Origin of the sequence: Acinetobacter sp. NRRL B-65365 (assembly GCF_001605865.1) — a bacterium.
Lineage (GTDB): Bacteria > Pseudomonadota > Gammaproteobacteria > Pseudomonadales > Moraxellaceae > Acinetobacter > Acinetobacter vivianii.
Window position 1 is genome coordinate 32,096 of record NZ_LRPD01000048.1, and the last position, 10,819, is coordinate 42,914.

At 38.9% G+C, this 10,819-nt stretch carries 18 protein-coding genes; all 18 read left to right on the forward strand.

Translation table 11 applies throughout. The features are described from left to right. The first annotated feature begins 54 nt into the window (after positions 1 to 54). The 18 genes from AWW72_RS15970 (at position 55) to AWW72_RS16045 (ending at position 10,750) form a co-directional block, all read left to right on the forward strand. Positions 55 to 885: a hypothetical protein gene (locus AWW72_RS15970; RefSeq protein ID WP_062847980.1), complete on the forward strand. Its 831-nt coding sequence runs from the start codon at positions 55 to 57 to the stop codon at positions 883 to 885. After that, entirely contained in the window at positions 882 to 1,169 is a 288-nt protein-coding gene (locus AWW72_RS15975) for a hypothetical protein (RefSeq protein WP_062847981.1), read from the forward strand. Before AWW72_RS15970 ends, AWW72_RS15975 begins: the two co-directional genes overlap by 4 nt. Beyond that, the gene (locus AWW72_RS15980; protein ID WP_062847982.1) at positions 1,166 to 1,675 is read left to right on the forward strand and encodes a hypothetical protein; all 510 of its coding nucleotides are present in this window, start codon (positions 1,166 to 1,168) and stop codon (positions 1,673 to 1,675) included. Before AWW72_RS15975 ends, AWW72_RS15980 begins: the two co-directional genes overlap by 4 nt. Next, positions 1,672 to 3,162, forward strand: coding sequence for a hypothetical protein (locus AWW72_RS15985; RefSeq protein WP_062847983.1), 1,491 nt, complete (start codon positions 1,672 to 1,674; stop codon positions 3,160 to 3,162). The genes AWW72_RS15980 and AWW72_RS15985 overlap by 4 nt, the downstream gene beginning before the upstream one ends. After that, a complete protein-coding gene (locus tag AWW72_RS15990; protein ID WP_062847984.1) occupies positions 3,159 to 3,866 on the forward strand; it encodes an ASCH domain-containing protein in 708 nt (235 codons plus the stop codon). Before AWW72_RS15985 ends, AWW72_RS15990 begins: the two co-directional genes overlap by 4 nt. Beyond that, positions 3,863 to 4,417 (forward strand): hypothetical protein, encoded by a 555-nt coding sequence (locus AWW72_RS15995; RefSeq protein WP_062847985.1) that lies wholly within the window; start codon positions 3,863 to 3,865, stop codon positions 4,415 to 4,417. Before AWW72_RS15990 ends, AWW72_RS15995 begins: the two co-directional genes overlap by 4 nt. Further along, entirely contained in the window at positions 4,414 to 4,746 is a 333-nt protein-coding gene (locus tag AWW72_RS16000) for a hypothetical protein (protein WP_062847986.1), read from the forward strand. Before AWW72_RS15995 ends, AWW72_RS16000 begins: the two co-directional genes overlap by 4 nt. Continuing rightward, the gene (locus tag AWW72_RS19345; protein ID WP_155858565.1) at positions 4,743 to 4,898 is read left to right on the forward strand and encodes a hypothetical protein; all 156 of its coding nucleotides are present in this window, start codon (positions 4,743 to 4,745) and stop codon (positions 4,896 to 4,898) included. The genes AWW72_RS16000 and AWW72_RS19345 overlap by 4 nt, the downstream gene beginning before the upstream one ends. Further along, on the forward strand, positions 4,898 to 5,884 hold the full coding sequence (locus AWW72_RS16005) for a YdaU family protein (RefSeq protein WP_062847987.1): 987 nt from the start codon (positions 4,898 to 4,900) through the stop codon (positions 5,882 to 5,884). Before AWW72_RS19345 ends, AWW72_RS16005 begins: the two co-directional genes overlap by 1 nt. Continuing rightward, a complete protein-coding gene (locus AWW72_RS16010; RefSeq protein ID WP_062847988.1) occupies positions 5,877 to 6,626 on the forward strand; it encodes a hypothetical protein in 750 nt (249 codons plus the stop codon). Before AWW72_RS16005 ends, AWW72_RS16010 begins: the two co-directional genes overlap by 8 nt. Then, on the forward strand, positions 6,623 to 7,081 hold the full coding sequence (locus AWW72_RS19695) for a hypothetical protein (protein WP_062847989.1): 459 nt from the start codon (positions 6,623 to 6,625) through the stop codon (positions 7,079 to 7,081). The genes AWW72_RS16010 and AWW72_RS19695 overlap by 4 nt, the downstream gene beginning before the upstream one ends. Beyond that, the gene (locus AWW72_RS16020; RefSeq protein WP_062847990.1) at positions 7,074 to 7,757 is read left to right on the forward strand and encodes a RusA family crossover junction endodeoxyribonuclease; all 684 of its coding nucleotides are present in this window, start codon (positions 7,074 to 7,076) and stop codon (positions 7,755 to 7,757) included. The genes AWW72_RS19695 and AWW72_RS16020 overlap by 8 nt, the downstream gene beginning before the upstream one ends. Then, the gene (locus tag AWW72_RS16025) at positions 7,757 to 8,458 is read left to right on the forward strand and encodes a helix-turn-helix domain-containing protein (protein ID WP_032868843.1); all 702 of its coding nucleotides are present in this window, start codon (positions 7,757 to 7,759) and stop codon (positions 8,456 to 8,458) included. Before AWW72_RS16020 ends, AWW72_RS16025 begins: the two co-directional genes overlap by 1 nt. Before the next feature lie 2 nt (positions 8,459 to 8,460). Continuing rightward, on the forward strand, positions 8,461 to 9,309 hold the full coding sequence (locus tag AWW72_RS16030; protein ID WP_062847991.1) for a hypothetical protein: 849 nt from the start codon (positions 8,461 to 8,463) through the stop codon (positions 9,307 to 9,309). Continuing rightward, positions 9,302 to 9,595: a hypothetical protein gene (locus tag AWW72_RS16035; protein WP_062847992.1), complete on the forward strand. Its 294-nt coding sequence runs from the start codon at positions 9,302 to 9,304 to the stop codon at positions 9,593 to 9,595. Before AWW72_RS16030 ends, AWW72_RS16035 begins: the two co-directional genes overlap by 8 nt. Next, positions 9,592 to 10,062 (forward strand): hypothetical protein, encoded by a 471-nt coding sequence (locus tag AWW72_RS16040; RefSeq protein WP_062847993.1) that lies wholly within the window; start codon positions 9,592 to 9,594, stop codon positions 10,060 to 10,062. The genes AWW72_RS16035 and AWW72_RS16040 overlap by 4 nt, the downstream gene beginning before the upstream one ends. Further along, the gene (locus tag AWW72_RS19355) at positions 10,055 to 10,213 is read left to right on the forward strand and encodes a hypothetical protein (protein WP_153561900.1); all 159 of its coding nucleotides are present in this window, start codon (positions 10,055 to 10,057) and stop codon (positions 10,211 to 10,213) included. Before AWW72_RS16040 ends, AWW72_RS19355 begins: the two co-directional genes overlap by 8 nt. Positions 10,214 to 10,330: 117 nt before the next feature. After that, on the forward strand, positions 10,331 to 10,750 hold the full coding sequence (locus AWW72_RS16045) for a hypothetical protein (RefSeq protein ID WP_032868846.1): 420 nt from the start codon (positions 10,331 to 10,333) through the stop codon (positions 10,748 to 10,750). Positions 10,751 to 10,819 lie beyond the last annotated feature (69 nt).

The window sequence follows — 10,819 nt, forward strand, 5'->3', positions numbered from 1 at the left end:
CTGCGCCAACAGGAAGCGGTCAAAAAAATCTATTCATTTAACTTCGAGGTAAAAATGAACTCAATTACTCTATCAGAACATAGCTGTGCAGACAAATGCACGGAATTTAAAAATAAAGGGGAACAATGCGGTCATTGCTTGATTCAGCATGTTGAAAAGCAAGAATTCGCATTAGGTGTTGCTCCAGATACGGCATATGTAAAAGATGCTGTTAAACAAATGCAGCAAAAGCTTCTAAGTACCGTTGGTGGAATTAACCAGGCGCTTAAAATACTTAATGACAATCCCGATGATTTTTCGTGGTTCTCGATTCAAAAGCAATATTATTATGACTCTAAAACTCATGATGATTTAATTTCAATTGATGATCTAAGAGATGCCTGTCACGGATATTTCATTGAGTTCTTTGGTGGCCTTACCGCTATCCAATACATTCTTGATACCGCACCCAAGGGGGCTACACATTTTGATCGTTATTTCGAAAAGATCAATTTCTTAGATAAGACACTTTCTTTATGGGTAGATGGTGCGTGGGCTCTGCAAGAGTTACGTATGCTTGGCTTCAAAAGAGCAATTTCTACCAGTGTTTCTCTGGATGATTTAAGAAATGTATTAGATCAATACAAACCCGAAATTATCCCGACTTTTGATGATTCTGGTGTCCAGAACTTCTCATATCTTCAACTTACTCAAGCCACAATTGCACAGATTGAGTTTTTCAATACTCAAAAATATGTAGCAGCTCAGAACGGTGCTCAACAAGAAGCTGATGCTTTTGATAATCAGGCTGATGGTGCCTATTTACTATGGTTCAGTATGACTAAGGATTGTCGTACTAAAGCGGATAATGAGCGTATTCAGGCTTTGGTGGGTGCTAAAGCATGAAAACTAATAAAAATAATCGTCCAGAAATCTCAAGTATTTTTCATTTCCATAAAACCGCAATTGCACTGCTATTAGAAATGCAGCAAGAGGCAATTCAAGCTTCGTCACCAGAAACACATGTTTGGCGTGAAGATTGGAAAGCGCGATTGGCTTTTGAGCAACAAATCAAAGATGAAATTTGCGACCAAATTGAATCATCACTGTTTAATTCTAATTTAATCAGTTTCCACGGGGAAAATATCTTTGTAGTAGTTGCTGATGAAGCACGGGCAGGTGTTGCATGAGTGCTCGTCCAATTGATATGAACGCGTTGGAAGTAAACGCGATTTTAAACAATTCAAATCTTCAAATCAGAAGAAAAGTTAAGCCGAAAAGTGGCGGTCAAATTATTGGCTGGGGTGGCAAACATATTGCTATGGAAGAAATCCCTTGTGATGAACCAGATACCCAGCACGTTAGAACAGTGCTTTGCCCTTATGGTCAAGTAGGGGATCGTCTTTTTGTCCGTGAAGCATTCGGAACCAAAATCCAGAATCTAGGTGGTACCCCACACGAAAAGCTGGTCTACAAAGCCTCAGAACCGACTGCTGTCTACTGTATGGACTGTACTGGCAAAGCGCAGGCAATCAAATGGAAGCCTGCGCCCAAAATGCCGCGACATCATTCGCGCTTACTTCTTGAAATCCAAGAAATAAGTGTAGTTCCCAAAAATCCTAAACAAATTGACAAATACCCAAATCAGTTTATGTGGGCGATCAAATTTGCTGTAGTTGAAGGCGGTGTGGCATGAGTCAGATTATATACAGAGCAGAGGATTACATTCTAAAAGCGTGTTCAAACAGTATTTATCGCATCGAGAAAGTAATAAAAGGTAAAAAGACCACAAAAATTCGTATAAGTAATCAGAAAACTAAATCTGAATCGACAATTTCATTGTCAGCCATTGAGCGCAAAGCTACATGGGAAGAAGTCAGACTTAAACGCCGAGTTTTAGAAGTTGATCAAATCGATCCTGCTATCACATTTACAGGAAAAATGACCTTTGGTGATGCTTCTATGTGTATTCAAGTAGATAGACCGAGTTTTAAAAGTTGGTCAGAAGAGGAAGCACATTGGAATTCTCAGTTACATATTCAGGTATTTAATACGGTTCTAACCGAGCTAAGTAATTTGGGCTATTCGATAAAGCAGCAAACCAATATTTTTACCAGTCCAGATCATAAATATTGTCGAAAAGGTGATTTAAGACTTGATGTTGAAGTAGAAAACGGCTGTGTGGTTTTCCATTTTTACCAAAATGTTAATGCACCTAACCGTCCAGATCATGGTGGCAGATACGAACATAACCAACAGAAGTTAATGCCTTATTTAATGTTGCTGGAAATGAAGCGTACTCGCAATCGAATCAAAAAATTGTTCATGGAGTGCTACGGTTTTACTTTTGAAGAAGATTTTAAAAGAAAAAGTCGTTTTGAAATCGTTGGGCCAGAAGGTTTGACAGCACTTGAGTGGATTGAAGAGGACTATAAAGCAGATGGCATCACATTAGAAAAATTGGAAGCATCTTCATATGGGTATACCTCGGAATATAACAATCAAAGTGCCGACAAGAAACGATTGGTCCAAGGATTACAAGTTTGGTTTTATGAAAGAAAAAAACGGCTAAATGTTGGCAAGGTTTATTATCGTTCAAACAGTATGTGGTGGGTCGTAACTGGAAAATATGGCTATGCAATTGAAAGCAGCAATAGTCTATATGTTGAAAAGCCACATGATGTTCGAATTAAGGCTAATCAGAAAACGCGTAGAAATATCCTAAGCCAAGTAATTTTTGATGCTAAAAACAAAGGCAATTTAGCGTTTGCAGAAAAAATACAAGCGCTTTTTGACAGCGAATTTAATGACAAAGGCTTGTTTATCACGAGGGAGCAGGCGCGCAAGTATTTTACTCAAATTGGCCTAAATTTCGGTCATATCACTCTGGCTCGGATCAGAAAGTTACATGCGCTTTTAGATGAACGTTTAAAGGCAAGCGGCATTTTTGATAAATCATTACGTTGCCACAAGAACATTTCTTTCCAATTCACTGATGAAGGTGGTATGGCCCATGCCTTAATTAAATGTGATGCAAATTATTTTACTGGACGTCAAGCAGTAGAGTTTGAGGAAAATGGTTTTATTGGATTTGCGGGTTGGTCCGATGAATATGCGCTAAAACCAATGCTAGAGGCGTTTGTGGAATGGTGTGACTTAACTAAAAAGGAGGTTGCGGCATGAAAGAACGTCCAATTTTATTCAATACAGAAATGGTGCGGGCGATTTTGGAAGGTCGTAAGACTCAAACTCGTCGCTTAGTTAAGCCTCAACCAACTGTTTGTGATGAAGATCGTGGTGGACATTGGTGGCCTAGTAATGCTGTGCAATCAATGGTTCACGTTGAAAAAGAGCTCCAAGACTACAAGGGTCTTTGGCGTGGGTTAATAGAAACTTGTAACCCTTTTGGTGAAGTTGGTGATCAGCTATGGGTTCGGGAAACGTGGTATCAGAAAGGTACAGTAGGACGTTCATATCCTGATGATGATGAATATCAATTCTTCGGACATAAGCAAGCCGCGTATGTAGCTGATGGCGAAGCACCAAATGATTGGACAGTGAAAAAACGACCTTCAATTCATATGCCGCGTTGGGCATCTCGTATTCAGCTTGAAATTACAAACATCCGCATTGAACGCCTTAAGGATATTTCTGAAGCAGATGCAATTGCTGAAGGTATGACCTTTACAGATTATGGTCAAAATCACTTTGGAAATCCGAATCCAGGTTGGTTATGGAAGCAATCTTCAAACCATGATCAATGCTTAATGACAGCAAGACATGCATTTGGGAATTTGTGGGAATCCATAAACGGGAAAGGCTCATGGGATGAAAACCCTTGGGTTTGGGTAGTTGAATTTAATTTGATTCAAGGTGGTGCTGTATGAGCCAATTTACATTAGAAGAATGGTTGTCACTGGTCGCTGATCTTAAAACATCTCAAACAGAATTTAATGTTGGCACTGCAAGTCCGATTTTTCACGTTCAGGAAGAAAAAAAGGTTTATGGGCTAAATTCTGAATATTCCGATAAAGAGTGCTGGATTGATGGTGAGGAAGGTACAGAGTTTGATAGTGCTCAACATTACTATGATGAACTTGATGCAGAAGATAAACATGCACTGAATGGATTAGCTTTGGCAAATCATAGTGAACTTTTTTGTGATCTTGATGAAAGAGAAAAGAATGAAGCGCTTGAAGCCTTTTCCAATGCCAATGATCTACATTTATACAAAACCCGCTTTAAAACTGAATGGTTTGATGTTGGCGTTTTCTTAACTCGAAAAGAAGCAGACTGGTTTATCAAACGTAAATCACACGATTACGGAAAATTGAGAGTTTACGTCAAGTCACTTTATTGGGCACCACAGCACAAACGATTAATTCAAGCCATTTTAAATGGTGAGATTAAGTATGTCGTTAAAGGTGGTGCTGTATGAAAGTATTTATCTTAACAGTTACCGAATCTGATTATGAATGGTCAAACACGGAAGTATCAGGTGTGTTTGGTGAAAGTGAATTTGAGCGTTTCATTCAATTAATCAAAGACAAGTTGCCCCAACATCAAAAGTTAATTTTCAATGATACCCATTTTCTTTTTGAGAAGTTAAAACACGATTTTTGCAAAATTACCAAAGCTCTTAACTGCAAGGACAATAAGTCGTGGGAGTTAGACTTCTATCAATACTTTAAATCAGATGCAGCAAAGCAAAAGTTTTCAGATTCAGATTCATTTGAAATTGAATGTCATTGGTTAGGTGAGACATGAATCAAATTTTATTTGGTTATTTCAGCCAAATTATGAAGCAATTAAATGATCAGGAAACAACGGTGAAGAAGTGTATCAGCACACCAGCATATCCAGATTATGAACCGCTGCAAAAAGAAAGATTGAAACATTTTAAGAAAGAGGTGGCTTAATGCATTATTACGAGAAAAAAATCGGTGATTACCATCGTAAAGCAGGTCGCCTTAATATCCTTCAACACGGTGTTTATAACTTGCTTATGGACGCATGTTATGACCGTGAGGCATTCCCAACAGAAGAGCAGGCAATTGATTGGGTTTGGGCAGAATCTGATGAAGAAATTGCAGCAGTTAAATTTATCTTGAAAAAATTCTTCAATAAAAATGAGGAAGGTGTGTATATCCAAAACCACATTCAAGAGGATTTGATTGCATATAAGGCATATATAGCAAAACAGTCAGAGAATGGTAAGAAAGGTGGTCGACCTAACGGTTCTAAAAATAAAAACAAATCAGGTGGTAACTCTGGTGAATCTCAGGAAGGGGAACAACTAACTGAACAAACCCAAGATAACCCAACAGAAAGCGAAATAAACCCACCGCTTACCCAAGATAACCCAGATGAAAGCCAACAAAAGCCTAAACCAATAACCATCGAACCATCAAACCAAGAACCATCTAACCAAGATAGTGATGGTAATAACGCGGGCGTAGAAAATTCATCGTTGCCACCGATTCAATTTGCAACCTACCAGGTACAGGACAGAGGTTTTTATTCACTTCTTGAGCTAGCCAATCAGTACCCACAATTCCAGATGGACTTCTTTGATTTGGCTATCCCTAGACACGACGGAATATCTTCAACTGACTTCCAAACATTGCTACAGGGCTATTGTGATTTCTTTGCAGCTAAGAACGAACAAAACACACCAAGTATTTGGTTCGTAAAATGGCTTACATGGATTCAGAACAATATCCAAGATGTGATTAAGCGTCGTGAGAAGCAGGAAAAAGCCAGTCAACCGACAATCACTGATCAACCTACCAAAAGCTATTTTGAGCGCATCGTTGATGAAGAACAACCTGGATCATCCGCGGGCATGGTGGATGTAACCCCTTCAAAAAAGTTGTTGGCTAATTTGGAGTATGGGCATGCATAAAATCACGATAACTGAAATTCGCACCTTGATAATGGACCTACGTGTACTTTACGCAGCGCAATTTAATAAGAATTTCCCTACAACGGGTGAAATGGCAGTTCCTATGGCGTTTGTTGAATCAAAGGCAATGGAATGCTTGTGTGATGTTTCTAAAGAGCAGTTTGAACGTGCACGTACACGATTAATGAAATCGGGTAATAAATTCATGCCTTCGTTCTCTGATTTCCGTGACTGGTGTATTGGTGAAACATGGATGTCGGCAGATGAAGCATGGGCCAGAGCTTGCAGATTCACGGCTGATAAGAGTGTACCTATTACTCAAATTACCAAAGTCGCTTTGGATGAAGTGCAATCATTTATCAATGATGGATATATGAAACCTGCACGGGAGCAATTTATTAATACCTACAATGCATTTGTGGCTAAGGCACAGCATGTCGGTCGAACACAAGAAATGTATGTGCCACCAAAACAATTGGAACATAAGAAAAAGGAACATATTGCTGTATCTAATGATGAAGCTGTACAGCGCCTTAACGCATTGAAGAAGAAGCTAAATATCAACAACCGTGAGGTCCCAAAGCCGCAGGAACTTAAACCCAAATCTAATTTGGGATGTCCAGCAGCTGAAGAACCATGGCCTGATCCATTTGATCAACCCAGTGAATATTTAGAAGCTTGTGAGCGTGATGGTCTGAATGTCCCTAAAACCGTTATTAAGCATATTGGTGGCACAGCATGAATCAGACATTAGCTCTAACAAAAGAGCAGGTAGAAGCGAAAACAACGCAATTTAAAAAGGGTAATAGAGTACACGTAGATTTTGTGAGTGATTCTAGAACTGAGTTTTCAGGTATCCATATTAAAGGTGATGCGGTAGTTGATCGTCACGAAGATGGTTATGTCTACGGACAATTGGAACTAGGCACCCCATTTATGTGTCCTGAAAAGTTTGTTCAGCTAACTTCACAGGAAATTATCAAACAATTACGTGAAGAATTTGAGAACTGGATTAAGAGCCAAGATTTCTATTCATCAATACTCATTTATCAGCATGGGCCAGAGTTATTTATTTATGACTCCATTGATGGCTATAAAAATCTGGTGATCCGTGTTGCCTTTGAACTATGGAAGGTTTTGCACTCATGTCGTGAACAACTCAAAACTTTAAAAGTGGAGGGTGCTTGCCATGGGTAAAAGTCGCAATTTATGGGAACAATGGTCTAAAGGTAAAGTCGATTTCTTTGCAATGAATCCTCATGCAGAAGGTAAAACGAACCGCCAAGCGAGAGTTCGCCGTGCCTTAGATAAGAAGGTTATTTTGCCATGCGCGGTCACAACCCAAGAGGTAAAAGGTGATTTGATGCATCAGGGCAGCACAGGCGGCTTTGTGATTACTGGTGATGGTTTTATTACAGTGAAATTACCCTATGGCATCAGCGCTAATGATATTTGGCGTGCCACTATTGATGAGAGCACGGGCAAACAGCGAAATAGTCTTTCGTTAGGTGCCAAGAAGTTTAAACGTCGCGTACATGAAATTTATGCGCCTATCTTCAAGGCCATGAAGTGGAAAGCAATATCACAGCAATGTGAGATTAGATTGGTTATTCAGCCACCACGAAAAGATCGTAGTTATAGCGCAAGCACTTATCCACGCTTCGATATAGATAACTATCCAAAATTATTAATTGACTCTTTAAAAGGTGCCGAGCTGCTTTTTAAGGATGACAACATTTTTGTTAAAGAAAAAATTGAATTTGCTGAACCTATTGAAAACGGTTGTGTCTGGTTGTCATGTGTCTTTATCAGCGAAACAAATTGGCTGGATAGAAAAGTAGACTTTGACTGGCTAGCTGGGAGAGTTGCGTAATGGCTAAAAGAACAGATTTAGAAAAACGCGTAATGATTGGACGCAAACTCGCGTTAGCAAGAGAACGTACTGGATTAAGACAAGATGAAGTAGCGATTGAGTTGTTCGGTGTTGCACAAAAGAACCGTATTTCAGAAATGGAAAACGGCAAAACTTTACCAGATGCAGAATTATTGCAGGTGATGTGCAGTCTTTACCATTGCTCGGTTGATTGGGTGTTGGGTTTTACGATCAACCCTGAATTAAACGAAACGGAATCAGTGGCAGGGATACTATTTAATGGTCTTGGTGATTTGCTTGCTGAGAATTTAAATGCCGTGACATCTCAAATGGCTTTGTTATGTGCAAAACACATTGCTTCTTTCCCACCAGCATTACAGGTAAGACTATTAGAACAATCAAAGGCAGTCGCCAAAAAGTTTATGAATTTGGATCGTGATCAACAGGAAAAGCTTCAACCTGAAATGATTGAACTTATGCAAACGATCAAAGAGTGTGACAAGGACCGCGCAATTCAATTCACCAATCTAGCCAAAGGTTTAGAAGATATTACTGACCGTGATGAGGATGACATACAGGAAAAATTAATTCAGGACCTGAAAAGCCAGCGTAAAACCCGCTTCACTCAAACAACACTTCTGACCGAAGATAAAATTGAAGCACAACGTGACTTTTTCTCTGGTGATGCATTGGGTACCTAAATATGGCAGTTCAATCATATTCACAGGAAATATGGGATCGACTCAAAGCGGTTTATGAGTCATCCCCAAAGATCACATGGCAAAAATTAGTTGACCAAGTGGGTGAGGAGCTAGGCTGTGATATGCCTTCTCCTTCCGTTGTGCGCCGTAAAGCAATCGCTGAGAAATGGAAAAAGTGCACGAAAAATCTAGTCAAAAAATCTGCCCGTGAACTGAATCAAGAAATTAAAAAATTGACTAGCAAAAAGACTAGTCATGACGATTCACAAACTTCTGATAATGAAGGAGATAGTACTAGTCAAAATAATGTCAAAAAGCCGTCAAATATTGCAGAAGTCTGGGGTCAAAAATCAAAGTCAGAAAATGATTTTAGTAAGGCTGATTTTAACCGCTTAACTTCAGCTCAAATCATTAAGGAAAACCGCTATAGGTTGGCTAATTTGGGTGAACTTGCTGGCGATACAATTACAAGCGTTATTCATATCCGAGATGAAGTCTTAAAACTAGATGTAAGTAATCTAGATCCTGAAGATAAAGAGGCTATTAACATCATCAATGGCTTGAAATTCAAAATGGGCCTGATCAGCCAGATTGTGGACCTGAATGTAAAGCAAAGTATCACCTTAGCCAACATTGCCAAATCCGAAGCCTTGTTCTGGGGCTTTGAATTGGAAGAACTCAAAGATCAGTCGGAAGTACAGTCTAAACGTTCGGCTGTAATCGCTGATGCCGAGGAAAAACTAAGACTTGCCAAAGAGAAAATGGCCGCAGATAAAAAAGCTGCTTTTGCTCGTAAGGTGGCAATGATTGAAGCCGGTGATCCTGAACAAGAGGAGTTTGAAAATGTGTAATTTCCAAGTTGGTGAGACCGTAGCTGTAAAAATAATGGCAGACCAAAACCTTACAAACCTCATTGTGTACACAAGTGCATATATGCAGGAATACTACAATCTTCATTATAAGCAACATTCATGTTACAAGCGCTGCAAGATCAAAAAAGTAAAAAGGCTTTGGTACTTTTATTTCAAACGTATGTATTTGCTTGATGATGGCTGGTGGTACAGCACAGAGCAATTAACGCCAATCGTTAGAGTTAAGGCAATTATTAATAATGAAGAACAAGAGGCCATAGCATGACACAAGCAAAATTAACTCATCGTGAATTATGTGAAGTGGGTTCTTCAATCGTTATGTGGAGCAGTGAAATGTTAGAAAAATTTATTAAGTATTGCCAAGCAAAGAATGAAAATTGCAGTGAGAACTATCTCACCCATGTTTTTAATAATTCCCAAGATTTGAACATTGTTCAATTTTTGAATGAAGAAGTTAAGTTGAAGACTTCAGCACTAAAGGAGAGAAATAGCGAAATTGAAAAACTGGAATTAAAAATCAGTGAGGATTCCAGAATCTTGCATAACGTTATTGATATTGAGCGTAAGAAGAATGATGCCCTACAAAAGCGGGTAGATGATTCAATCTTTATTTTAAGCACGATTGATACACCTGATGAGGCATACAAATTAATAGATTCACTATTAAGAACCTTAAAAGGGACCACAAATGAGTTAGAACAAGCGCTTAATAAAGAGGTTTCCCATGGCTAATGTTGTTTATGAATATGAAGGTAGATTTAGCTGGTTTGTAGAGGAAGAACCGTTGGGCGGCTTTGCTCTATTTATGAATTACAACTTCCAATACGAATTTACCAACCTTGACGCTGCAAAGAATTGGATAGATGAGTGTGAGTCAGAATGAGTGTTATAGCCGTTTGTGATTGGTGCAAAAGACCAGATACATGTGATTTTGTAGCTGGCCTTTGCTTATGTTATCCATGCCAAGATTCACATGAAGATATATTTGGCGACGACATTAATGATGAAGATTATTATGGTGACGATGATGAGCCAATCTAAAAACCAATTTAATGTAGGTGATAAGGTCCTTTATCTAGGCTTATGGGGCACTGATTTTAATAAGGTCGATGAGGTAGTAGGCATTGTTTGGGATGAACTACTCCAGCGAAATAAATATCTAATTAACGAGTCAGAATCAGGTGAGGTACTAACGCAATACGGCGATAACTACAGACTGGCGGAGCCAGATGAAATCGCCGTGGGACATCGACTACGATCAAACAACGGGCAGAATATTTGTGCATTCTCTACTTTAGAGAGTATGAAATCAGAACCGTTGCTACAATATCTCGATAGATGTGAGCAAGTAGTCAAACGCTGGCCTAAGTGGAAGGTTGAAAGTATGAGAGATGCTTTAGGAATAGTTAAAAATAGTTGATTATATTTTTCCATATTAAAGATAATGATTATTTAAAGAATATGACGTTATTAAAAAACACTCTTTGAG